Source organism: Enterococcus sp. AZ179 (assembly GCF_050498885.1).
Lineage (GTDB): Bacteria > Bacillota > Bacilli > Lactobacillales > Enterococcaceae > Enterococcus_D > Enterococcus_D entomosocium.
On sequence record NZ_JBMHEO010000001.1, the window covers coordinates 1,290,309 to 1,315,623 of the forward strand.

The 25,315-nt window shown below is 38.5% G+C and carries 20 protein-coding genes and 2 pseudogenes; 5 read left to right on the forward strand and 17 right to left on the reverse strand.

Annotation, left to right across the window (positions count from 1 at the left end; translation table 11 throughout):
* Nucleotides 1–9: 9 nt before the first annotated feature.
* The 4 genes from IGI88_RS06150 to IGI88_RS06165 all read right to left on the reverse strand — a co-directional run bounded on the left by IGI88_RS06150 (nucleotide 10) and on the right by IGI88_RS06165 (nucleotide 4,086).
* Complete coding sequence (locus IGI88_RS06150; RefSeq protein ID WP_142437254.1) at nucleotides 10–1,065, reverse strand: DUF916 and DUF3324 domain-containing protein; 1,056 nt, start codon at nucleotides 1,063–1,065, stop codon at nucleotides 10–12.
* A gap of 85 nt (nucleotides 1,066–1,150) precedes the next feature.
* Nucleotides 1,151–1,951: a WxL domain-containing protein gene (locus IGI88_RS06155; protein ID WP_008381814.1), complete on the reverse strand. Its 801-nt coding sequence runs from the start codon at nucleotides 1,949–1,951 to the stop codon at nucleotides 1,151–1,153.
* 18 nt (nucleotides 1,952–1,969) lie between these two features.
* Entirely contained in the window at nucleotides 1,970–2,269 is a 300-nt protein-coding gene (locus IGI88_RS06160; RefSeq protein ID WP_082741604.1) for an LPXTG cell wall anchor domain-containing protein, read from the reverse strand.
* 341 nt (nucleotides 2,270–2,610) lie between these two features.
* A complete protein-coding gene (locus tag IGI88_RS06165) occupies nucleotides 2,611–4,086 on the reverse strand; it encodes a helix-turn-helix domain-containing protein (protein ID WP_142437255.1) in 1,476 nt (491 codons plus the stop codon).
* Nucleotides 4,087–4,382: 296 nt separating this feature from the next.
* On the opposite strand from IGI88_RS06165, the gene IGI88_RS06170 reads away from it, so the two are divergent.
* The 3 genes and pseudogenes from IGI88_RS06170 to IGI88_RS06180 all read left to right on the forward strand — a co-directional run bounded on the left by IGI88_RS06170 (nucleotide 4,383) and on the right by IGI88_RS06180 (nucleotide 6,322).
* Complete coding sequence (locus tag IGI88_RS06170; protein WP_142437256.1) at nucleotides 4,383–4,718, forward strand: ArsR/SmtB family transcription factor; 336 nt, start codon at nucleotides 4,383–4,385, stop codon at nucleotides 4,716–4,718.
* Nucleotides 4,715–5,407, forward strand: coding sequence for a type 1 glutamine amidotransferase domain-containing protein (locus IGI88_RS06175; RefSeq protein ID WP_142971916.1), 693 nt, complete (start codon nucleotides 4,715–4,717; stop codon nucleotides 5,405–5,407). The genes IGI88_RS06170 and IGI88_RS06175 overlap by 4 nt, the downstream gene beginning before the upstream one ends.
* A pseudogene (locus IGI88_RS06180) lies at nucleotides 5,392–6,322 on the forward strand (NAD-dependent epimerase/dehydratase family protein). The gene IGI88_RS06175 and the pseudogene IGI88_RS06180 overlap by 16 nt, the downstream one beginning before the upstream one ends.
* 493 nt (nucleotides 6,323–6,815) lie before the next feature.
* Here IGI88_RS06180 and IGI88_RS06185 read toward each other — a convergent pair.
* The 12 genes from IGI88_RS06185 to IGI88_RS06240 form a co-directional block, all read right to left on the reverse strand.
* Entirely contained in the window at nucleotides 6,816–7,685 is an 870-nt protein-coding gene (locus IGI88_RS06185; RefSeq protein WP_142437289.1) for an ROK family protein, read from the reverse strand.
* A gap of 51 nt (nucleotides 7,686–7,736) precedes the next feature.
* Complete coding sequence (locus IGI88_RS06190) at nucleotides 7,737–8,729, reverse strand: LacI family DNA-binding transcriptional regulator (protein ID WP_142437259.1); 993 nt, start codon at nucleotides 8,727–8,729, stop codon at nucleotides 7,737–7,739.
* Nucleotides 8,730–8,904: 175 nt separating this feature from the next.
* Nucleotides 8,905–10,389 carry a glycoside hydrolase family 32 protein gene (locus IGI88_RS06195; RefSeq protein WP_142437260.1) on the reverse strand — a complete coding sequence of 495 codons (1,485 nt, stop codon included), beginning with the start codon at nucleotides 10,387–10,389 and terminating at the stop codon, nucleotides 8,905–8,907.
* Nucleotides 10,390–11,997 carry an ABC transporter substrate-binding protein gene (locus IGI88_RS06200; RefSeq protein ID WP_142437261.1) on the reverse strand — a complete coding sequence of 536 codons (1,608 nt, stop codon included), beginning with the start codon at nucleotides 11,995–11,997 and terminating at the stop codon, nucleotides 10,390–10,392.
* 48 nt (nucleotides 11,998–12,045) lie between these two features.
* A complete protein-coding gene (locus IGI88_RS06205) occupies nucleotides 12,046–12,930 on the reverse strand; it encodes a carbohydrate ABC transporter permease (RefSeq protein ID WP_005230433.1) in 885 nt (294 codons plus the stop codon).
* 15 nt (nucleotides 12,931–12,945) lie between these two features.
* On the reverse strand, nucleotides 12,946–13,938 hold the full coding sequence (locus tag IGI88_RS06210) for an ABC transporter permease (RefSeq protein WP_086298875.1): 993 nt from the start codon (nucleotides 13,936–13,938) through the stop codon (nucleotides 12,946–12,948).
* A 611-nt stretch (nucleotides 13,939–14,549) separates the two neighbouring features.
* Nucleotides 14,550–16,184 (reverse strand): glycoside hydrolase family 43 protein, encoded by a 1,635-nt coding sequence (locus IGI88_RS06215; RefSeq protein WP_142437262.1) that lies wholly within the window; start codon nucleotides 16,182–16,184, stop codon nucleotides 14,550–14,552.
* Between the two features lie 27 nt (nucleotides 16,185–16,211).
* A complete protein-coding gene (locus IGI88_RS06220) occupies nucleotides 16,212–16,928 on the reverse strand; it encodes a hypothetical protein (RefSeq protein ID WP_142437263.1) in 717 nt (238 codons plus the stop codon).
* 9 nt (nucleotides 16,929–16,937) lie between these two features.
* Entirely contained in the window at nucleotides 16,938–17,813 is an 876-nt protein-coding gene (locus IGI88_RS06225; protein ID WP_086298878.1) for a carbohydrate ABC transporter permease, read from the reverse strand.
* A complete protein-coding gene (locus IGI88_RS06230; protein ID WP_016621141.1) occupies nucleotides 17,814–18,698 on the reverse strand; it encodes a carbohydrate ABC transporter permease in 885 nt (294 codons plus the stop codon).
* A 91-nt stretch (nucleotides 18,699–18,789) separates the two neighbouring features.
* On the reverse strand, nucleotides 18,790–20,115 hold the full coding sequence (locus tag IGI88_RS06235; protein ID WP_142437264.1) for an ABC transporter substrate-binding protein: 1,326 nt from the start codon (nucleotides 20,113–20,115) through the stop codon (nucleotides 18,790–18,792).
* Nucleotides 20,116–20,253: 138 nt separating this feature from the next.
* Entirely contained in the window at nucleotides 20,254–22,212 is a 1,959-nt protein-coding gene (locus IGI88_RS06240; protein ID WP_142437265.1) for an alpha-glucuronidase, read from the reverse strand.
* Nucleotides 22,213–22,843: 631 nt separating this feature from the next.
* Here IGI88_RS06240 and IGI88_RS06245 point away from each other — a divergent pair.
* Nucleotides 22,844–22,972: pseudogene (locus tag IGI88_RS06245) on the forward strand (helix-turn-helix transcriptional regulator); the annotation flags it as partial.
* On the opposite strand, the gene IGI88_RS06250 reads toward IGI88_RS06245, so the two are convergent.
* Complete coding sequence (locus IGI88_RS06250) at nucleotides 22,955–23,188, reverse strand: helix-turn-helix domain-containing protein (protein ID WP_142437266.1); 234 nt, start codon at nucleotides 23,186–23,188, stop codon at nucleotides 22,955–22,957. The pseudogene IGI88_RS06245 and the gene IGI88_RS06250 overlap by 18 nt on opposite strands.
* A gap of 1,086 nt (nucleotides 23,189–24,274) precedes the next feature.
* Between IGI88_RS06250 and IGI88_RS06255 the strand changes: the two genes are divergently transcribed.
* Entirely contained in the window at nucleotides 24,275–25,315 is a 1,041-nt protein-coding gene (locus IGI88_RS06255; protein ID WP_142437267.1) for an ATP-binding protein, read from the forward strand.

A 25,315-nucleotide genomic window follows, 5' to 3' on the forward strand; every position in this document is an offset into this window, starting at 1 on the left:
TCCTTTTTACTACTCTTGTTCGCTTCGGTTTGCTTTCTTTTTTTGAATAAGTAGATAAAGAATGACCCCCAGTAAAAGAACAAGTAAAATGATTGCGCCAATCATCCACCAATTCATACTTGAATCAATGGTCACATCTGCTTGATTCAATGCCCTGGCTTCATCTGCTTTAATTGTGAAGGGTCTCTCCCATACCCACTCATCTTCACCAGATATTGCTATTAATTTCAATACATAGTCGCCACTTTGAAAGCGATCGCCTTCTAACGAGATTGGAAAATCAAAATTAGAATTAGGCGCCATTTGCATCATTTCTTCACTCGCTTCATAAAGAACCTCGTTTTCTCCTGCTCGTTGTACTGTCGCTTCCACCGCCATTCGATTGACAAAGGTAGGCGTGAAGTTTTGGATCGTTGCACTAATCACATTCCGATAATTCAACTGATCTGCAAAAACAGCTAATAAATCGAGATCCGGTTGAACTGAATCCCGAGAATTGCTGACAACAATCCCAATCACATAGGCAAATTCATTTTTGATCGCTACGCCTTCTTCATTGATTGCCGTTTCTTCTTGCTCCTCTTTGACTTCCGAAATCCGTAGACCTCCCGCTAAAAATCCCTCAAACGATTCTTCTGGCATATGTAAAGGAACACTAATTGTTTGGGTTTCATTTCCTGCCAGTTCAATGACGCCAGATGAGTCAATCAATTCGTCCAATGAATAAGTAAGGCTACTATCTGGTTCTTGGGCATCTTTTCCGTACTCAACGACTCCATGAACATTGGTATACGCTGTATGAGGGGTTACTTGCACTTGAATTGGGTCACTACTAACATTTTGCAGTTTCAATGCTAAGGTTTCTGTTGCTCCAGCTGCTAGATTCAAATCGAAATAACTATTTGATCCTTCTACCTGGCTTTCAGGAAATTCAGGCGTGACATAAAATGACAGTGTTTCCTCCGCTTGAGCTACTGATGGAAAAATTCCAAAAAGAAGAAAAAGAAGCGTAAGTACCCACCAAGAGGCTCTTTGAGAACGATGAGCTAAAGTTGTTTGTTTCAAGGTTACGTCTCCTTTCTTAGAAAAACAGCGTCACAATTTTACTGTGACGCTGCCGAGAGTTTCAAAACAAATGGTTACAAGGCTTTTATAGTTCGTCTCCAGGTGTTAAGTTTAATTCCCAAGTTAGCGTTGACGTATACGTTGTCGCATCTTTGGCTGTTGAACCTGGAATCGACAATTGTATTGCGTTGTTTTCTACAACGTCTGTCTCAGGATTAAAGCCCTCTGCTTCAAATTGGGCAGTCAAGTCTGCTTGGTCTCCCCAGATAACTGAAGAAGCTCCTGCACCTTGTCCTTGTGCCGCAGTCATCACTGAACGCGCTGCACCATTAGGAAGTAATGTTAGTCCAGCCTGGTGCACTGTAGGTTCGTTATCAGTATTGCTACCTTCATAATTTAACTGAGCATTAGCAAAGGTGATTTGCGCTCCCGTTAGAATTTTATTTTGTGCTTCTGGAGCTTCAAAATCACTTAAGCTCACTTTTAGATCCCATCCAGCATTGGTTCCACGAACGTCTTGTACTTGAGCAAAACTAATATATGGAACGTCAGTAGGTCCACCTTCTTCTGGATTAGCGAGTTCAGCAGTCTCTGCAACCATATTATATGTTTGATCTTGGTTGGAGATGACCTGAGTACCAAAGTTCATTGTAGGTGCCTGTACGATAGACAATGGACCTGTAACTGGATCGATAATCGGTGGAATAATCACATCCGGATCAGGTACAGGAGGGATGACTTCCAGATCACCGTCTTCATCCGCTGTAAACTGGATTTGACCTTCGGTTGTTACTTCTCTCATTTCATCGGCAAAAACAGAAGCTGCTCCTCCTGCTAAAATAGTAGTTGATAGTGCGGCAATTGTTGCTAAACGAATAAATTTCATTTGATTATTCCTGCTTTCTTATTGTTTTAGATTTTTATTATGATTTCTTTTTTGTTTCCATAAGAGGAAGACGAAACTGATTAGAAAAACGCCTAGCCAAGCGTGCCATGAATGTCCTATTTCGTTTGTTTGTGGCAACGTACCATCTGGTTTGGCCACTTCGGTAATTGGTGGTCTGACAATAGTTTCGGGCGGCGCTGGATCAGGTGTACCAATGGGTTCATAGACACCAGTAAATCCAATGGTCCCATTTGTTTCAACTTGCTGGACTTCTGCAGCGTTTACCAACGGTAATGATAAAACTGAGAGTATTCCCATAAATATTATCCACCTTTTTGTTTTCTCAATCATGATCCTCCCCTTTGTTGTATCTCAAAATTCTTCGTTTTTGGGTTGACGACAAAAAAAGACATTCGATCGGATCGAATGTCTTGGAAAAGTTATTAGATTAGGTTTTCTATTTTAGAGAATACATAACAAATATCTATTCTAAAAAACGAAGGTTTTTGATACTTTTATTTGTAAGTTTGTATGCATACCTTTTTCTTACATGATTAAGGTTACCTGATTTTTTGGTCAAATTGGAATCAACATTTTCATAGACAGATGAAATAAATGAAAAAAAACACTCGTTAATACTTTTAACGAGTGTACGGAGATTAGAGAAATGGTTTTCGATACGGATCAATTTTTCTTTCCAGATTCCGCCAGTCATGCTCATCTGGGACAGCTTTCAATAACAAGTAATCTGTTTCAATAATATAGTCTAAGAGGTACCGATTATAGTTTGTGACAATCAAATCAATATGAGCGGCATTTAATATTTCTTGTGTCAGATGTTGCAATGGCAAAAAGGTCAACGTGTGCTTTGTACCAAACTGTTGCATTGCACGAGTTCGAATCTGTTGGCAGATGAAGTGATCACCTTCTAGAAGAAAATAAATTCTTTTTGTCGGTGAATAAAAATCAAAAATCAAATCACTGTAGATCGTTAAACTTACACAAATATCTTCAAGATATGGTGCAGCCAAAAAGTCTTTTCTTTGATGCTTCTTTAAAAATCGTAAATTCCGTTGATAGTTTTCATTGTCAGAACGCATGAGAGATTCTTTGATGTCCTGTGCCTCTTTGTTCAATGCAGGAGCTAACGCATAGTTCACTTTTCTAGACAAAAAGAAGGATTGCAAGAAAATTTTTATCTTGGCATAGCTCTCATTTGTGAGCTCAAACTCTTGTAAGTAAGCCTCCGTAAGTTTGGCAATTTCTGATCCTTGATGAAACTGCTGGTAGAACTTTTCCTCCGATGCTTCTCGATCTAAGGTACGTTTACAAATAGTAACTAAATAAATCCATGCAAATTCTTCCTTCGCTAGTTCTACGCCGTAAAGCTTGTTGATTCCGTCTTTTAAAGAATACAGGAGGGAGAAGCTATTTCCTTTGTAGGCTAATTCAATCAAGTATTTCGGGACTGTTATCGGAAAACCAAGGCTCGCCCGTTTGATTGCAATAAAAAAAGTATAGTAAAAAGCAGCTGGTGTTGTTCCAGAGCCAATATCATATTGTCCTAGTTTGTTGTTTAACTGGGTTAAGACCAACTCATGCAATGCGGGGTCGGGAACAAGGGTATGGGCAGTATCAATCCCTTCGTAATAAAAGTCTTTGAAGAATTTCCGTAAATCCGCTTCGCTCCCTTCAATTGTCAATGGATTCGACACCCATTTTAACCGATAACTGCTCAATATTTTGTTCGATTGACCCAACAACCGTCGAAACGTGCTCTCAGAAAAATGATAATGATGGGCCAACTCGTCAATATCCATCAATTCCCCTTGAAAAATATGACCGATGATTTCAAATAAACACTCATTTTCTAGCAAATCTTGTTTCTTTTCTTGGTACACGGAAGGTTTTTTCTCTTCAAAAAGAAAGCCACTATTCCCCGAAATTAGGGTGATACAATCACCAAAATAGTCTTTCACATACTTGAGATCATTTGCAATTGTGCGTTGTGTGACTTGCATCTTTTCTGCCATTTCACCAATTGTAAATAAACGATCTCGCTCCATCACACTCAAAACTCGAAATAAGCGCTTAGTTGTGCGATTACTGATAAATGCTAACTGTAAGTCTCTCATATTCTCCGCCTCATATCTCACTACGTCTTTTGTCTAGATGTTACATACATAACACAACAACAAAAAATGAGCAAGACACGGCTCTTAATCACTTCATAAAAAAATAAGCTGCTTCTAAACACAAAAAAGGATCAAATGCTCTTATGCTTTTCCATTATTATCTATTTGCTTACAGAACATTCTAATCTCCTTAGCGATGGTGGAGAAAAGGAATGCTCTCGAGCTTCTTTCATTGCAAAAATCTCCTTTAAATGGTTTAATGGTTTAAACTTTTAAACGATTTGGGAGAGACAATTATGATAGATTATGCCAATCTGCAACAAGATTTTTCTGAGTTAAGTGATTTTTTAATCGCGCTAGGTGACAAAAAAAGACAAGCTATCATCATTCGGTTGCTGGAAGCGGAAAATTGTGCTGGCTTACAGGTCACTTCCTTATTAGAGGCCACCAATTTATCTAGACCCGCCATTTCACATCATTTGAAAATCTTGAAAGAAGCCAAAATCGTGAATTTCAGGCAAGAAGGAACAAAAAATTATTACTATCTCGATCATGAGCAAACAGAAATAAAAAAACTCCAATCCTTTTTAACGAAAGTCATTCACATTATGAACGAGAGGGATCATTCATGAAGAAAGTATTAGTTGTTGAAACAAACATTCAAAAATATGCTGGCACGAACGAGGCTACCGGACTTTGGTTGGGAGAAAGTGCCGAGTTTCTAGATGAAGTCTATCAACAAGGGATTGATGTTGATTTCGTAAGTCCATTAGGAGGCTTTGTTCCTCTAGATCCAAGAAGCATGAAATATATAAATCAAGCCATTATGAACATTTATCTGGAAGAAAATTTCATTCAAAACGGCTTGATTCAAACGAAAAAACCCGCAGAAGTAAATCCAAATGACTACCATGCGATTTATTTTACCGGAGGGCATGGTGTCATGTGGGATTTTCCTGATAATAAAGAGCTTCAAGAACTCGCTTTAGCTATTTATGAAAACAATGGGTATATTTTATCTGTTTGCCACGGAATCGCTGGTTTACTAAATATAAAAGATAGAGAAGGAAGCTTTTTGATTTCTGGAAAAAAAATCACAGGATTTACGAAAACCGAAGAATTTCTCGCCGGGAAAATGAACAAAGTTCCTTTCTTTAATCAAACCGCCGCAGAAGAAAGAAACGCTCAATTCAAAAAAAGACGCTTTTATAAAGCATTTGCCCTAAAAGATGGGCGGATCATCACTGGCCAAAATCCTTTTTCTGTACGTGCTGTAGCAAAACTATATCTTGAGGAGGTACAGTCATGCAAACAATTTTAGGAAGCAATGGACAAATCGGCTATGAACTAGCAAAAGAACTATACAAAAATTACACAAATGAGCTTCGGCTAGTTAGCCGGAAGCCTCAAAAAATCAATCCTACAGATCAGATCGTTTCCGCAGACTTGATGGACTTTTCGCAAACGAAAAAAGCGATTGAACATAGTGAGATTGTTTACTTCACTGTTGGGTTACCGATGGATGCTGAGCTGTGGGAAACCAATTTTATGAAAATCACAGAAAATGTCATTCGCGCTTGCCAAGAAGCACAGAGCAAACTGGTTTTTTTTGATAATACTTATATGTATTCAAAGGATCGTACACCCCAAAAGGAAGACACGCCATTTTTTCCAGCAGGCAGGAAGTCCCTCGTGCTCTCTAAAATGGCTCAATTGGTTTTATCCGAGATGGAAAGTGGCCGTTTAGATGCGGTGATTTGTCGAGCCCCAGAGTTTTACGGCCCAGGCAAGACCCAGAGCATTACCAATACACTCGTCTTAAACAATATAGTCCACAATGCTCCCGTCAAAATACCTGTCAATAAGGACACTTTACGCACACTTATATGGACACCTGATGCTAGCCGAGCAATGGCCCTTATCGGAAATACGCCTAGTGCCTATGGCCAAACTTGGCATTTGCCCTGTGATACACCTCATAGTTTCCAAGACATGATCGATCTCGCCGAAAAAATTGAGGGCAAACCATTGAAATACCGCGTCATTCCTTTGTGGCAATTTAAACTTGCTAAGCTATTCAGTAAAAACGCGCGCGAACTAAGTGAGTTATTACCTAGATACACGATGGATAATCTTTTTTGTCTCTGATAAATTCAAAAAGGCATTCCCTTATTTTAAGATCACAACGTTTGAAGAAGGCATTAGGAAGGTACTTGTTGAGAATAGGGCAGGATGACTGACAACACTTTATTAACCCCAATGAAGAGAATGACTGATGAGAAGCTACCCAGCTTTTAGTAAATCAAATTCAAAGGATGTTCGCGTTAGTAGAAAGTTGAATCTTTACCGTTAGCAAAACCGTTCATTACACCGTCACTATTATTAATAAAAAGGATATTCATCCCACCCAAACACAATTAGCACAGGAATATAGAAAGCCAATTAGGCGTAGGCCTAATTGGCTTTAATAAGACATTCTGTTTCCTTTTTCTTTGCTCAGGCTAATAGAAAAAAAACAAGCACTAAGAAGTAATTTTGAGGCAGCTAGACAACAATATAACTGAAGACGAGAACGAAAGAAAAAATTCTTATTTGCGACATTCGATTACGCAAAAAATATATATGAACATCTATTATTAGCCATCCTTTTTTCTAGCTCTCATTTTAGTTAACCTTTTTATCTATCCTAACTGCTATAAAAACTCTCTCACACGTTCTTTAACATGCTGCTATTGTTCCAACTTCTTTATTGCTAAAGCTAAGCAGCCGATCAAACCTGCATCGTCAGCAAGCATTGGAGTTAGTAGGTATTCTTCGAGAGTGGGCGTATCCACGTAGGAACCCATTTTTTCTTTAAACGCTTGGTGAATCAACTCGAGTAGTTGCGGCTGTTTCATTACACCCCCGCCTAAAATTATTACTTCCGGTGCATATAGTAACGTTGTGTTATACACACACTGAGCAAGATAATCTGCCTCAATCGTCCAATAAGGATGATCAAATGAAATGGTCTGGGCTTTTCCTCCAAAGCGCTTTTCAATCGCGGGTCCTGAGGCTAACCCTTCCAAACAATCATGATGAAAAGGACAGATTCCTTCAAATTGATCTTCATTATGACGTTGTAAGAGCATATGTCCCATTTCAGGATGACTGAAACCTGCGACTATTTTCCCACCCACTACAGCACCACCACCAACACCAGTACCAACGGTGTAATACAGAACACTATTTTTACCTTTTCCATAACCTGCCATATATTCTCCATAACAAGCAGCATTTACATCGGTAGTCCAATAGATGGGAACCGACAAGGCGTTTTCCAAAGCTCCGACAAAATGATAATTTTGCCAAGCTAACTTCGGTGTGTTGGTGATATATCCGTAAGTTCTTGATTCGATTTGAATATCAATAGGCCCAAATGCTCCTACACCAATTGATGCGATATTTCCTTTGTACTTATCAAAGAAATCAAACACTTGCTTCATCGTTTCTTCTGGTGTTATGGTAGGAAAACTTTTCCGTTCTATCACTTGTAATTGTTCATTACCAATCCCACAGACAAACTTTGTTCCACCAGCTTCAATTCCACCATATAACATTTTATCTACACCTTTCATTCACTTATCTTCAAAAAAAGAAACGTATTTGCACTAAGCAAAATCGTTTCTCACTAAAGGTTTCGTTGTGCCACCTTCGCCAAATTCAATCGGCAATACGGTACGTTTTTCTACTGTCTCTCCATTAATGACAGCAATTAATTTTGCCACTGCCACTTCCGCCATTTGCTTTGTAGGTTGGGCAATTGTTGAGACGAGATAAGGGTCTCCTTCTGTCATCTTTTGACCATCAAATCCGATAACTTGGACATCCTCTGGTACGTTTTTCCCTATTTTTTCAAGCATACCAATGACAGCTAATGCCATCGGATCGTTGATCGTAAAAATCCCATCGATATCAGGATTCTCTAACAAAAAATTTGTTACACGTTCTGAGAGATTGTCTAAAGGTTCTAACATATCTAACGCTTTATAGGAAATCCCCAGTTGACGGCACTCGATCTCAAAATATTTTCGACGACTCTTCGTTTCATTCGGTGTTTCTTGGTACCCACCGATATATGCTACATTCTGACATCCTCGGCGATAAAGTTCATTTGCAGCCAAACGTCCACCGGCCGCATTGTCAGCGGTCACATAAATCACCTCTTCAGTGAAATAACGGTCAATACTAACAAAAGGCAGATTACTCGAAATGTATTCATCGATATCTGAATAAGTAATTCCAATGATGCCGTCTACTTTATTTTGGCTGACCATCTGGATATATTCTTGTTCTTTTTCACTATTCCCACTGGAGTTACACAAATAAAGCTTGTAGTTTTGTCTTTCTAATGCTGTTTCTACATGGTAGGCAAATTCGCCAAAAAATGGATGCCATACAGTGGGTAGAATCAAAGCAACCGTATTCGTATGCTTCATCTTTAACCCCCGGGCATAAAAATCTGGTTGATAGTTTAACTCTGTCATTGCTGCTTCAACTTTTTCTCTAGTAGAAGCTTTAACAGAGCCGTTATTCAATACCCGGGAAACAGTTCCTACTCCGACACCTGCTAATTTTGCGACATCTTTCATTGTTGCTTTCATAGTTGATCCCTCACATTTCTGCACAAGTTTAGTATAATGAATTTTGTCATAAATTACTAATTTTTTCAAAATACTAATAGCAAAGCCATGGGAAATCTAGCTATCTGTTCTTTTCTAAAAAATTATCCTTCAAAACCTATTAAATAATTGATTCATCGCCTAAGCAATCAAACATTTATTTCACACTCGCTGTTTCAAAAGCTTGAATACGACTTTCTCCGATCGAATGAAATAAGATATCTCGAGCTTTTTCCAGCTCATAGAAAGTAGCCGTCATAACTTCTAAACCATTAATAAAGACTTCAACTGATGAGGTATCTCTAAAAATCTCAAGAACGAGCTGATTATCAATCAAAGGTATTTCAACTTTTCGGACATTCAGAGGGTCTTCTTCCGCCCCTGTAAGCTCTCTTCCTAGTTTCTGACGATCCAATTCAAAAACCTGTTTAGCAGTGTCATAAGTTAGTTTGAGACAATCCGTCTTAGACCGCAGTAATTCAATTGTAAAAACTTCTGCTTTCTCCAAATCTGCGACTAGATGTAAATATGAAGAATCAGACAGCGCGTTTCGAAATACGACTGATGTGTCAGTCACTGCAATATTTTCACTGCCTTGTTGATAAACTAAATGACTATATACAGTTGAGATGGGTTTTTGTACCAATCGATTTTTTTTCACTCTTAACTCTCGGGGCAAACTCATAGAGCCTGCCCAAAGATGGCCTAACTCATGTGTAGGCAATGTACGATCCCACATCTGCATCCAAGCAATCATCACCCGTCCACCATTAGGATCTGTTGTTGTTTGTGGTGCATAAAAATCCATTCCAAAATCCATTTCATGGAAATTATCAACTATCATCTGACCTGTTTCCCAGTCTACCTCACCAATACAAGCCATGGTAGAACTGATATTATGATATTCCAGTCCGTTCTTCTTAATTTGTATCGGTGACATGATTAAGACATCTCGTCCGTCTAAATGGAATAAGTCAGGACATTCCCACATTATTCCTTGCTCTGAAGTCCCTTCTACCAACACAGAGTAAAAGTGCCAAGTATACAAATCTGACGATTGAAACATCACTATTCTACCAGTAGACTGTGTAGATTTAGTAGCTACTACCATATAGTAAGCATCGTTGTGAACAATTACTTTAGGATCACGAAATTCTTGTATCAGCCCATTCTCACCTAGCTGTTTTTCTGCTACCACAGGATTACCACTGTATTTGCTAAAATGAATACCATCTTCAGAGACCGCCAAACATTGATGCTGATGGCTAATACCATCAATTTCTTGACAGCCTGTATAAAATAAATATAGTTTTCCGTCTCTTTCAATTGCACTTCCTGAGAAACACCCGCCGCTGTCATAAGGTTGATCTGGGGCTAACGCTACTGGTAGATCTTCCCAATGGACCAAATCACTACTGCGCGCATGCCCCCAATGCATGGGCCCCCATCGACTATCGTAAGGATAGTATTGATAGAAGAGATGGTAATGCCCTTTGTAATATATAAACCCATTGGGGTCATTTATCCACCCGATGGGTGCGGAAAAATGATAGTTTTGTCGATACTGAGGGTTAACTTTTCCTCGCATCATTTCAATAAATCGATTTGCTTTATCCAAAATCGCCGTTTCTTCTACTAACACTTATTGTGCTCCCTTCAAAAAATTATCATAGCCAGTTTGTTTTATTTGAATCCATTCTTCCAAACCTACACGTTCCAATTCAGCAAGGTATTCTTCCCATTCTTCATCGATTTTACCGCCGGTGATCCACTCTGCTCTTTTGCGATAGATGTAATCCCACATATCTGTTTCAATTTTTGCTAATCGATCTGTTTCTTCTTTTTCTAAAAAGACACGTGGATAACTATTGTCTTCTGTAATATATGGCAAATACGTGTCATGCATCAAATCTAAACGCCACTTCGCATCATCTGGCATAGTAGTGACTGTGCCGTAATAAGAATCAAGAACTGCTAATGGTCCTCCAGCTTCGGTTTTTTGTCTTAGTTCCCCCGGTGCTGTCCCCTCTAAAGGCAAATGTTTTAACATACCATCCTTTAATTCAAAAATATTCGCCTGTGCTTCATCACCGTACGTTCCCCAGTTATTTTGGACAGACTGTAACGGTTCATACATTTTATCTATCCACCTAGCTGTAAGTTCCAAGTTTTTATTCGCACTAGTAATTACGAAACGATCTCTTGAGAAACCCATGCCATTCGTACGAGTAACGTGTTTCGTTCCATCTGGTCCCGCTAAGACTGGCAAAACGTCATAACTATCATCTGCACCCGTGATATTTGCTTTATCCCAAGTAAAGTACACGCCATACTTATGTTCTTTCCCTTTGGCAACATACGTATTCCAATCTTGTTCGAAAGCCTCTTTATCAATAAGACCTTTATTGTTCATTTCATTGAAATATTTGATGGCTTCTTTATACCCTTCTTTGTTAGCAGTAAATTGTACCTGGCCATCGTTATCAACGACTAAGTGGTCATCATTATCACCTAGACCGAATGCCCCCATTAAAAATTTTAAGTCTTCGTTTCCTCCATTGTTAATAAAGCTAAAAGGAATTTCATCTGCTTCACCATTACCATTTGGATCTTGCGTCTTGAAAGCCTCCAACACAGTCATCAACTGATCAGTGGTTTGCGGCATTTCAAGACCCAAATTATCCAACCACTCCTTGTTGATCCAAGCCATCCCATTTACTGTATGAATCGACTCTTTTCCTTCGCCTAATTCTTCAATCCAAGGCATAGAGTAAATGTGACCATCAGGCGCAGTAGACATTTGTCGGTATTCGGGGTTTTCATCAAAAATTTTCTTCAGATTTGGCATATAATCTTCGATCAAATCTTCAATCGGTACAATAACACCACTTTCCGCCCAGTTTAATAAATCATAGTCACCTGCAGCGGCGTTGAAGATGGCATCTGGTAAATCACCACTAGCGATATCCAAATTTCTTTTTTCGGCAAAATCACTACTGTAGTTTGTCCAATCAATATGGAGATTGGTCTCTTCTTCTAATCGTTGGAAAATCAATTTGTCATTAGGATCATTGGGAGCCAAAGGGGCACTTTGAGACATCATTTTTAAAGATACTTTTTCTTTCAATGGAAAAGAGACATTTTCTAGTTCATAATCAGGGCTTGATTTACTCTTTTCTTTTGAGCCTCCACAAGCCCCCAAAATTAGTACGGAAGTAAAAACGATTGGCAGCATCCATTTTGCTTTCATCTTAAAATCTCCTTTATAATTTTTATTCATACAAATAGTGAACAATTCTTACCCTTTAACAGAACCAACTAAAACACCTTTATCAAAATATTTTTGGAAGAAAGGATACATTATGATTAATGGCAGACTAGAAATGACGATCGTTGCGTATTTGATCAACTCAGCAATTTGTTTCATTTCTGCCATGGCAGTATTGGCTCCCACCATGTCTTGTGAGGGTTGGTTTTGGATCAAAATATTTCTTAATACGAGTTGCAACGGCTGTAAGTCGGGATCTTTGATGTAAATCATGGCATCAAAATATGAGTTCCATTGCCCAACAAAGGCATATAAAAACAATACGAACATAATTGGTTTAGCTAATGGAAGCATGACTTTGAACAGTATTTGCAAGTCATTGGCGCCATCGATAGTAGCAGCTTCAGAAAGTTCTTTTGGCAAAGCACTAAAATAGGTACGGGCTAAGATAATATTCCACACATTTATAGCACCTGGTACGATAATCGCCCATACACTATCTAACATGCCCAAGTTCTTTACCAATAAATAGGTAGGTATCAAGCCGCCACCCACGAACATTGTAATGACAAAAAAAGTCATAATGATCTTTTTCCCCGCCAAGTTAGGTCGAGACAAAGGATACGCAGTGATCATCGTAATAAATACAGTCAATAAGCTGAAGCTAAAAGAGTAAAACAACGAATTTACAAAACCGCGTAAAATGGAATCATCTGCAAATACCCGTTGATATCCTTGTATTGTCCAATCTTTCGGATTGAAGCTTATACCTTTATTGATCAAAGTAGCTGGGTCCATAAAAGAAGCTACCAGTACATAAATCAGCGGAACAATGGTGATGACGACTAAAAAAGTTACAATCACTCGATTCAACCATAAGATTTGACGGTCGATTTTTGATAAAGCACTATTCATAATTTTCTCCTTTCATTACAAGCCTTGACCATCGTTTAGCCGCTTGGTTATATTGTTGACAATCAGTAATAAAACGACATTAATAATCATATTGAACAGACCAACAGCAGCAGAGTAGGCATAATCACCTGATTGCAAGCCGACTTTGTATACATAAGTGGAAATGATTTCTGAGGCAGGGATGTTCATTGAAGTTTGCATCAAGTAGGCTTTTTCATATCCTACATTCATAATACCGCCGGCGGCCAAGATGAAGCTGATCACCATCACAGGCCTCAATGCAGGCAAATCGATATGCCAAATCTTTTGTAAAATATTTGCCCCATCGATATTTGCTGCCTCATATAAATCGGTACTGACTCCCGCCAGCGTCGCGGTGTAAAGAATGGATGACCAGCCGATTCCTTGCCAAATTCCCGATAAAATATAAATCGTTCTGAAATAAGCTGGATTAGACATGAACATAATTGGTTGCCCCGTAACCTTTTCTACTAACCCATTAATGGGTCCATTTGCGGATAGGAACAAAAACAGCATCCCCACGATAATAACTACTGAGATAAAATTCGGCGCATATAGAATCAACTGGATTTTCTGTTTTATTTTTTTATTGACAATTTGATTCAAGCTCAGTGCTAAAATAATTGGTGGAAAAAAACCTAACAATAAACCATAAATGCTAATTTTTAATGTGTTGCTCAGCAAAAGCGTAAAATTTGGTGAACTGATAAATTCCCTAAAGTGATCTAGTCCTACCCAAGGACTTTCCAAAATTCCTAGCATAGGATTATAGTCTTTAAATGCAATCACAGCACCGTACATTGGCACATACTTAAAGATAAACGTCATGATGATACCTGGTAAGAGCAACAAGTACATCCACTTATCACGACGCAACTGTTTCTTTAATTTTTCCCACTTCGAGATATTTTTTTTATCCCGTTGTACCGCCCTTATCTCACCACCTGGTCCCAATGTCTTTTCCAATTCAATCTCCTCCCAATACATTTTAGAAACGTTTCCATTTTCGTTTAAAAAAATAAAAATTTAACGAAGATGCATTTTGGAAACGTTCCCACTATTTTCGTTTATAGATTACCATAGCCATTTTTTTAAGTCAATATTTTTTTGTAATTATTCTTTCACCCACACTAAGCTTCCTTCAATTCATTTATGGTTTTCGAAAATTGTAAAAAAATAAGGATCTCGATTATTTCATTAATCCTATTTTTCTCTACTTTTCTAGCATTCTTCTTTTATGAGTTTACTTATCACAACTCGCATCCTCTAATCTCTTTTCTACCAATCATTCACTATTTAACCGTTCCAATCGGAAGATTATCTGGTTAATTATTTAAAAATAGCTCGGATTCACCTTTATTTTTTGCGTTTTAACTAACTAAAAGCGAAAAGATAAGAGTTAGATATGTAAATGTATATAAGGTTAGGAGCTGTTAGATGAGCTTTTTAGGGGAATCTCAGAAAACTAAGATCGCCAATCAGGATTGAAAAAAAATGCAGCACCTAAGGGTATCCACTTTTTCATCCGCCAACTGAAAGAAATTAGCGAAAAAGAGTAAACTCACAAAAAATGAGTTTACTCTAAATCAATATAATAATTAACTGCGCCCTTCCTCATCCATCTCTCGATAATCAAATTCATAAAACACAGCTTTTGTGTCATAGCCTGCATAGTCAACCGCTGCTAGTCCGACAAATGCTCCGGTGAAGAAGCCGCCGCAAGTTTGTAACACATAATCATCCGAGAGAATAGCAGAATCAAATTCGATTGGTAAATCATGCCATGTTTCTCCATCAAAGGAATACGCATATCTATAGGTCTGCTTGCGGACTTTTGTTTTGAACCAGACAAAATCCACATCATCTGGAATGGTAATCGCATTTTCTCTTAAGTAGGACGTATAGGTTCCTTGATTGTTTTCAGCTACTTCAATTACTTTTCCATTTTCTTCATTCCAAGTGATAAAAATGAAGGACCAGTGTTGGTCATTATAGTAATTGGTTAGTCCTGCCATTTGTTGGTAAGAAAATGGATCAAATTTTACTTTTGTTGTTGCATCAAAATAAAAGGTTTGCCAACGGCGTGCGATCATTGAAAGATCATGGCGATTTGTTAAGCTTCCTTTTCCAATTAGTTCTAGTTTCTCATCGCCTACACTGCCCATCTCTGCTGAAAATGGTACACGAAGGGTCTGCCAGTTTTTATTGAGCTGCTTCTCACTAAAGTCATCATAATGAGAGCGGCTACTCAAAACTTCGGTAGGTGCTGCATCTTTAGGTGCCTCCACGCTTGTTTGTCCCCCATGTCCACCAACGATTCTTGGCCAGTCTTCCGAATCCCATTCAACTTTTTGAATGGCGGTCTCACGTCCTAAAGTTGACCATCCGCGAGGATTTGTCACCGACTCGTTTTCTCGATGTAAGGGTCTGGCACATAGCGATGCATAGTACCATTCGCCTGACGGAGTAGACACAAGTGCCCCATGTCCTTGCTTTTGCAAGTATGAATGAGGCGTATCGTAATTGGTTAGAAAAGGACCATGAGGATCGGTTTCGAACGAATCAGCTTCCAGTGAAGAGGACCTAGCTACGACTTCTTGATGGGTAAAGACAGTTCCACCTTCTGCCACAAATAAATAGTAACGCCCATTTATTTTGTATAGATGCGGCCCTTCAACTAATCCTACATTCGTTCCTTCATAAATCATTCGAGCAGTTTCTGGTTTCAACTGCATGGTTTCTACATCAAATTCGGTCAGTGTAATGCCATTGAAAGGATTTTTATACTCTCGATGATCCCACGTCTGTTGCACGAGGTATTTTCTGCCATCCTCATCATGAAACAGAGAGGGATCAAAGCCAACGCCATTCAATCGAATCGGTGTAGTCCACGGTCCATGGATGTTCGTTGCGGTGGTCAAATAGTTGGTCATGTCCTTAAATTCCCCATCCACAACTTTGACGTCGGTAAACACCAACCAAAATTTGTTGTCTGCATAGGATAAGTCTGGTGCCCATATTCCACCAGACGACGGATTTCCCTTCATGTCTAGCATCTCTACTGAATCGAGAGGAGCATCCAGCAGTTTCCAATGGACCAAATCTTTTGATTCGTGCAAACGAATTCCAGGGAACCATTCGAACGTTGAATTAGCTATATAGTACGTATCTCCTACTCGGATGATGGACGGATCAGGATGAAAGCCGGATAAGACAGGATTTTTTATTTTCATAAGAAGACCTCTTTTTTTTAATTTAAGCTACAGTTTTTGATTAGTATTCATTTCAAGCCGTTCGCCCTTGTTGCCCCACTCCTCAAAAAACAAATCAAGTGAAAATCGTCGAATCAAATTACGATACACGCCGTAATTGATTGCACCACTAAGAAAACAAAGATACGCCAAAGAGAAATACTGCATTAACAAAATTGACAGTCCAATAAATGCACTATTATAAACCGTGACTAAAGGCAAACGGTAGCTTATCAGCAACGACCATTCTATTTTCTTCTTAAATGGGATTTGAGTGACGCGAGAATCGCTTGAGATCAGTAAGACAAAGAGCATACTGCTTAATAAAAAACAGCTCGTAAGGACAAATGGCAAAAACATAACAGATCGTTGATATACTATCAGTATTTTCAGTCCAAAGAGGATCAAGAGAATGATCAGAGAATACAAGAAATATAATCCCCAGTTTTTCTTCAAGCATTCTCGATAGTACTGAGAATAGTTCTTTCTATTCGAGAAATGCTCTGGGTTGTTAAATAAGCCGAATTGAGCGGACAGACTTGCAATAAAAAATACTAGGGGTACCCAAAAGAAGACAATATTATTCAGCGTCAATCGAAGAAAAAACAAGTGCATCAGGAGTAAACTATTCGACAGGATGAAATACAGCTGATAAACCAAAAGCCGATAGGCTGAGTGGACAATGGCAACGGTCCACTCAGAAATAGCGTGAAAGAAAGGATTCATACTTACCTCCTATCCTTTGATACCCGAACTTGTGACACCTTCGACAAAATACTTTTGCGCGCTGAAGAATAAGATGATTGCTGGCAACAATGAGATCACCGACATTGCAAACACTTGATTCCATGGGGTATTAGTAGATGGATCAACGTTGAGCCGCAACGCAAGAGATACTGGGAATTTGTCTTGTGAAGTGATATAAATCAATGGACCTAAGAAATCACTGAAACTCCAAACGAATTGAAAAATCACACAAGAAATCAGGGCAGGTTTTAATGCCGGAATCAGGACACGCCAGAGAACACCGAAAGAAGAACAACCGTCAACGATCGCTGCTTCATCGAGATCCCTTGGAATTGAACGCATAAACTGGATCATCATGAACACGAAGAAGGGTTCTTGTCCTAAAAATGAATTGGCCAGTAACGGAACATACGTATCTAATAGATCCAAGCGATTCCAGAAGAGATACAAAGGGATTCTGGTTACGACTTGAGGTAAAAACATCGTTGCCATTAACAACGAGAACATGATTTTCTTGAATGGAAAGTCAAACCGAGCAAACCCATAGGCTGTAAGAGTCGCCGAGACAACGGTAAAAAGAATCTTTGGAATGACGTATTTAAAGGTATTGATAAAATACAAGGTGAACGTATAATCGCCCTTGGTGTTCCAACCATCAATATATGCTTGGAAATCAATCGTTGAAGGAATGAAGCCGATTGATGTGAAAATCTCTGTGTTTGTTTTGAAGGACGCTCCAACCATCCAAATAATTGGATACAGCATAATCAGTGCAACGACCGTCAACAAAACATAGCGAATCAGTGCTTGATCATGCTTATTCGAGTGCTTCTTTTTTGCAGATGCTACAGGGGTTGCCTCCATTTATTTCCCACCTCCATCAGAATAATAGACCCATCGTTTTTGGCTCGTGAAAAGAAGAACCGTTGAACAAACAATCAACGCAAACAACACCCAACTTGCCGCACTTGCGTAGCCCATATCAAATTCTTTAAATGCTTTATCATAAATAAACATCGAGGAAAGATACGTGGCATTGAGGGGACCACGACCGGTGACAATAAAAGGACCGTTAAATTCTTGAAAGGCATTGTTCAGTTGCATCACTAAGTTGAAAAAAATGGTTGGTGTGATCAAAGGAATCGTAATTTTGAAAAACTGGGTCACCCTTGATGCGCCGTCCAAACTCGAGGACTCATACAAATCCTGGGGGATTTCCTTCAATGCAGCTAAGAAAATCAACATTGAGGAACCAAATTGCCACACTTTCAAGAGAATTAAGACGACCATTGCGCCTGTAGGTGTCGATAACCAGTTAATTGGCTCGATGCCAACGGTTCCTAGAAAAATATTCACCAAACCTTCTGGTTGAAACATTGATCGCCAAAGCACACCAACGGCCACGTTTCCTCCTAGAATCGAGGGAATATAATACGCCGTCCGATAGAAATTGATGGCTTTTAATTTGAAATTCAGAATAAACGCAACGAACAACGCAAACCCTAGTTGAAAAGGTACAGTAAACACTGTATAAATTAATGTCGCCCGCATCGAATCAAGAAACGTTTGATCCTTAAAGAGATTCACATAATTTTGAATGCCTAAAAATGCAGGTGTCTGTCCGACACGAGCCAAAGAATAATCGGTCAGTGAGTAATAAAATGAAGACAAGATCGGCCAAGCGGTCAACAGTAAAAAGCCAATCAGCCAAGGGGTTACATAGATCAAGCCCACTTTTTCCTTTTTCATAAAATCCCTCCAATCTTTTTGACAACGATTCACGACACTTCATGGAAGCAAACAAAAGCCATTCACCCCCATAAAGTATGCGGATAGTTGTCTATTGCAATTTATAGTCTTTCGCAAGCTTTTCGGCTTGTTCTTTTGTTTTCGTGTAAACGTTGCGAGCAGCTGTTTCTAAATCCGTTCGTCCTAATTCGACAGCTTCCATTTCTGCAGTGTAAATAGTCGTTAAGGTACCATCTTCATAGAACGGCGTCTGGTTGATTTTTGCGACACTTTGGGCGTACTCAAAGCCTTCTTTCATCACACCTGATAATTGTCCATCTTCCGTCAATACTTCGATCGCTTTGCTAGAAGCAGGAATCCCTCTGGAAAGACCCAAAATTTTATTTGCTTCCTCGCCATTTAAAAATTCATTTAAAAATGTGCCTACTTCTTCTGGATGCTCGACATTTTTACGAACAGCAAAAAGCAGTGAAGGTTTTGACATTAAATTCACCTCGGTGCCGCCGTCTGCGATTGGGTAGTCAACGACGACCATTTCATCCCCTACTTCTTTCAATGCTTCATAATTAGAAGACATACTGGCATTCCAATCGATGCCACCCGCATATTGTCCTTCAATCCACTTTTTGTTGGTGGCTAAGGATACAGGTTCCGAGCCGACATTTTCTAAATAATCTTGTCTTGAAACGAAGACCCCAGCATCTGCCATTTCCTTATACCAAGTCATCGCTTCTAAATAGTCTTGTTCTGTCCAATTCATATTTCCTTGTTCATCAAACTCAGACGTTCCAGTCTTTTGTTGCAACCAAATGGTTACCGGAAAACGCCAAGTTGGGGATACGACACAAAAGGTCCCTTCTGGTAACTTCTTAGCGGCTTCCACATAATCGTCCCACGTCTTCAACGTAGTGACATCAATACCATGTCTTTCATATTCGGATTTGTTTAAATACATAACTAAAGTATTTTCCCCATAAGGAACGGCAACCTGCTTTCCATCAACTTGTCCGAATGCCAAAAAATCAGGATCATAGGTGGACAGATCCAAACTATCGATTGTATTAAGATCATAAAACCCGTCATTTTGCCCGAATTGCGGCACCCAATTGTAGAGTAAAGTCGTGATATCCGCCAAAGTATTGCCAGCATACCTCGTCGTGAAGGCTTGATCCAAATCGCCAAAGCCGCTCGGCTCTCCTTTTACTGAAATTTCAGGATGCTCCTTTTCAAAATGAGCGATCATTTCCTGGGTTGCCTGATGACGATCATCATTTCCCCACCAACTAAAGCTGATTTCTACTCGATCACCACTCCCCGTTGTCTCAGTCTTTTTTCTCCCAGCATTGCATCCAGCCAACACCAGTGATACCGAAAGCAAAGAACCTACCACTATCAATTGTTTTTTCCATTTTTTCATCACTCTTCCTCCTGATTCTTTTTAGTAAGTTGGATAAACTAACTTATATTACAAAAAATTTATCTCTGGTTGAAATCTTTTTTCTTAGTGATCTAAACGAGCTATTTCTTCTTTGAAACCTAGCACTTATTTCTCTTTTTACGCATAAATTTGACGTCCATGTGCATCTGGAATGCCGCTTTTACGATAAAAATACGTGTTGATTTGATCCCGCCAATCTCTAGCAGAACGAACTTGTTCTTGCAATCGTTCGGCGACATTTTGATAACTTTCTTCATCGATTTGTCCTTGTAAGGAAGCCCACTCGGTAACATATTCCTCTACTTTTTCATAGCCTTCGAAATGCGTGTCATAGATATGTTGAATGATCGTTTTGCCGCTTTGTAAGACATGGTCGTATGGCAGATGATGGAAAAATAAGACAAGTTCATCTGGGCAAGTTTCTACATTTTCGTATGTTTCACACCAAGCATCCGCATACTGACTTACATAGCCGGTGCCGTCTTTTAACGTTCGATTGACGCCAATGCCCTTTCTATCCGCAAAGTGATACGTCCCCCATCTATCATATTCGTAGCCATCGACATCAGGCCCATAGTGATGATTGGGACGAACCATAAAACCGATACCTAGTGGGGCAGTATAATTTTCATAGGTCTGATAGGACGTAGCGAGGATTGCAAGTAGTCGTTTTTTAGCAGAATCATCTAACTCAAAGGACAAATCGATCCATTCGCAAAGGATAGCTTCCGTGCCTAATTCATTGTTCCAAATCAATCTGCCATAGCCAAAAAGGTTCGCTTGCCCTAGCTTGTGTCCGGTCCAATTATCATCCATGCCGACATTGACGACTGCTGCCACGCCAGAGTATTTAGGATTTGGACTTTGCTCTGGTAGAATCTTCTTTACTGTAGCGTGTTCAAGTGGATGCTTCGTATTAAAATCTAGCACATCTTTCCACATCGGTAGTAAGCAGCAAATGTGCTTTTGTTGTCCGGTATACTCTTGCGTCACTTGGAATTCCAACATTTGATTGGTGTATTTTAACGCGCCAAAAAGCGGCGTCACGGGTTCTCGTACTTGAAAATCAATCGGTCCATTTTTGATCTGTAAAATAACATTTTCCTCAAACGTACCGTCTAATTTCATAAAGTGGTCGTAGGCAGCTTTGGCACGATCAATTGAACGATCTCGCCAATCCTGTAAACAGTCATAAACAAAGCAGCGCCATATCAGTAGCCCTCCATAGGGTTGCAACGCCCGTGCCAGCATATTGGCACCATCATTATGGTCACGCCCGTAAACAAACGGTCCCGGTTCCCCTTCAGAATCAGCTTTGACTACAAACCCACCAAAATCCGGCATCACCTGATAGATTGTATCTGCTGTTTTTTGCCAAAATGCAATAACTTCCTCAGCTAACGGATCGGCGGTCATTAGTCCTCCAACGGATAAAGGTGCCGCAAAGTTGATACTTAAAAACGTCCGAATCCCATAGGCAGCGAATGTATCTGCGATCTTTTTAATCTCGATCAAATACGGTTCCGTAATAAACCATTTGGCATCTCCGCGAACATTCACGTTATTGATAGAAACCGCATTCATTCCGATGGAAGCTAAGAAACGCGCATAGTCGCGTACCGTTTCATGGTCTTGCCGAAACTGATTGTTTGAAAAGAAAATCGATTTTCCAGCGTACCCACGTTCGATCGTCCCATCAAAATTATCCCAATGATTGACCATACGAATGGCTTGATTGGGAATCGACCTCAGATTTTCTGGCAACTCAGTGGTTCGAATCACATACTTGTAAAGTTCAAAGAAGCCATATAACCAGCCTTTACTAGCATTCGCATAAACGACTGTCTGATTGTGCTCATAACTGATCTCAAATCCTTCATCCCCAAGCAGCGCATCCGTTGCCTTTTTGAAATATAACTCTGCATTTGCCTCTTCCACACAGCGGCACATTGGAAATAATGTCTGCATCTCTCGTTTGATCGTATCCGTCAATTGGTCCGACTGCTCGAAACTATATGTCGAAACTACATCAGTTGCTACACGCTTTTTTAGCCAACACTCGTCTTTCTTTCTCATTGCTTCATCCCCTCTTTTATCTAAAAAATCCCTTCCGGCAGTTTCCAAGCAACTTCACTTTCTATGTGAATCCCTCCTCAGAACTTTTTGATTATTTGATAGACGAATAGAAACCGAGGCTTGCCGACACTTTATTTTATAAATGAAATGTGTCAATACCTGTTATTTTAACTTCCCCATCTAAAACACAAAAAAAAGGATTGGACGACTGTCCAATCCTTTTGACATAGCGAAATAAGCATAAGGCATCCTGCATAAAATACCATAAAATCTGCTTTTCCTACTAGAAAAAGAACAGAATATTAGGTACAATAAACAGGTCGATACCTTAGGGTATTGACTATGGCAACTTGATTAGTCAGTGTGTTTGACTTTTCAAGGCCTCGTATTGGAGCGCCAACTCTGATACGGGGTGCCTTTTTTTATTCGGTTTCTATTCCCCTCTATTGTATAGAAACCCGTTTTGGAAAGCAAGACCAAATCTGAGGGAAATGATTTAATAACAGAATTGATTTATGGTTTTTTGATGTTTCCTTATGCTTTTTGATGGATAATGTAATCGAGTGTGTACAATTTGTTATTATGCTGTAATCTCTTTGACCGTATTAACGGTATCATACGGGGTGATTTTGTGTATCATAGAATTCGAGACTTACTCGAAGACAAAGACTTGAATCCAGAACAACTTGCTAAACTACTGAATATCAGCCAAACCACTTACTCCCGCTATGAGTCAGGGAAATTAGACATTCCTACTCAACTTTAATATCCTCGAGATATCATCAATCTCCAACGCATCTGCAATCCTTTCAATGTGTTCTAAATAAATTTTTTGTCTTTTTCCATTTGCCAAATTGCTTAAATTTGATGGCTCAATTCCCGACAACCTTGCGAGTTCTCTTAAAGACATCTTACGTTCTGCTAATAAATCGTTGATTAGCACTTCCACTTTTCTATCACCTTCATTTTCGTTCATTTGTATTTCCTCCTTGTGTTGTCTATATAAACATGGTATAGTACAATAATTTTAGATTGTTGTTCGTATAGACATGAAGTTAATAAATATAGAAGAAGGTACCCTTAAGACATCGGAAAATGAAAATAAAGAATTCCTGACAAAGAAGAATCAACCGATTAAAACCATTACTCAACAAGATATCAATGCGCTATAAACAATACATGAGCAACTTCGATCATGGTCATCGATGCTAGAGGTATTAATCAAATTATTTGGTTGTAAAAAGAACCGATTAATAATGAAAAAATTACTAAAACTGACCATTTGATACGAAAAAAGACACTCTCCAAAAAGAGAATGTCTCGAATCTTCGATAAAAAGATTAACGTTTTGAGAATTGTGAAGCTTTACGAGCTTTCTTGAGACCTGGTTTTCCCTTCATACCTTTGAATAAGTATGAAACAGCTTGATATTACAGAATTTCTACAGATTTAGTTTTTAATGAATTTGCTTATTTTATGTGTTTTGAAAATGTGTTCTAAAAGAGGTAGTATATTTCGTTATTACTTATATATTTTTAGAAACATTTTACAGTAAAGATTGTGTGGAATTCCTATCCATTTTAACATCGGCCGCAAAACTAGGATAATAAACTTTTAGATGGTCTTTACAAAAGGCTTGTTCTTTCAAAATCGTTTACATGCTATTATATTTGGCTTGGTAGTCTTCTTAATTTTTTAGATGCATTTTGTACGAACTGCATCTAGCTTTAATTTAGAGTTATACCGTTTCAATACTCCATGGATGCTTTTAAGCTATATTAAAGTGCAAATATTAAAAAAGATTTACTTATTTATATCATTAGTAAGTCAATAACTATCCCCTTAAAAAGAACTCACGTTCGCATTTTGTGGTATAATGATAATATCCCAATTGTGATTTTGCATCCATGGCAAGACTAAAAAAGACTGGTGTGTTATAAGTTATAGAATTTTTGTTTATTTAACAACATAGATATTTTCAAAAACGGACAATAAAGTCCCATTTTTATTGTTTTTGTCCCAAAGTGTGCTATAATGTTTTTAGAAAGGAAGTGGCTTAAGTATGAAGAAACAGAATGTATTAAATTTAATTAAATATCACTCAGAAAAAAATGATGCCCAATTTAGAAATGAAGCGATCGAAATTGCTCGATATTTCGATTCAATAGGTGACCATCAACTTTCTGAATACATCATGAGTTTGTTATCTACTGTCAATACGTTTATTCCTCAAAGTGAAGTATTTGAAAGTTTGTTCTTCAAAAAAGTCGAGCCCAATGTTGAACCTCTCCCACTTCCTGAATCTATAGCAGAGGATATTCGTGGCATCATAAATGCTGTAAATCATCATGTAGGAATTAATAAGTTTCTTTTCGAAGGCGCTCCTGGTACCGGAAAAACAGAATCAGTTAAACAAATTGCTCGATTATTAGATAGACAGTTGTATATGGTCGAATTTAGCGAGTTAATTGATAGTAAAATGGGGCAAACAGCTAAGAATGTAGTTTCAGTATTTAATGAAATTAATCGTTTGGCGCACCCTTCAAAGGTACTAATACTATTTGATGAAATAGATGCCATTGCTCTTGATAGAGTCAATTCCAATGATTTAAGAGAAATGGGACGTGTCACTTCTACTATATTAAAAGAATTAGATAAGCTTAATGAAGAGGTAGTTTTAATTGCTACAACTAATTTATATGAAAAATTCGATAAAGCTTTAATTAGAAGATTCGATTCAGTAATAAATTTCAATAGGTATGAACGAGACGACTTAATTGAAATAGCAGAAATTATATTGAATTCACTTTTGAAAAAATTCAAATATGCTGGAAGAGATATGAAATTATTTAAAAAAATAATCAAAAACATGAAAGAAATTCCAAATCCTGGAGAGCTAAAAAATATTATCAGAGTATCTCTTGCCTTTAGTGATCCAACCAACGAATTTGATTATTTAAAAAGATTACTAAAACTCATTGTAAAAAATTCTAACAACATAAATTTAAAAGAACTTCAACTTATGGGATTTACTGTTAGAGAAATTGAGGTATTGACTGGTATATCTAAAAGTCAGGTTTCAAGAGAGCTGAAGGAGGGATAA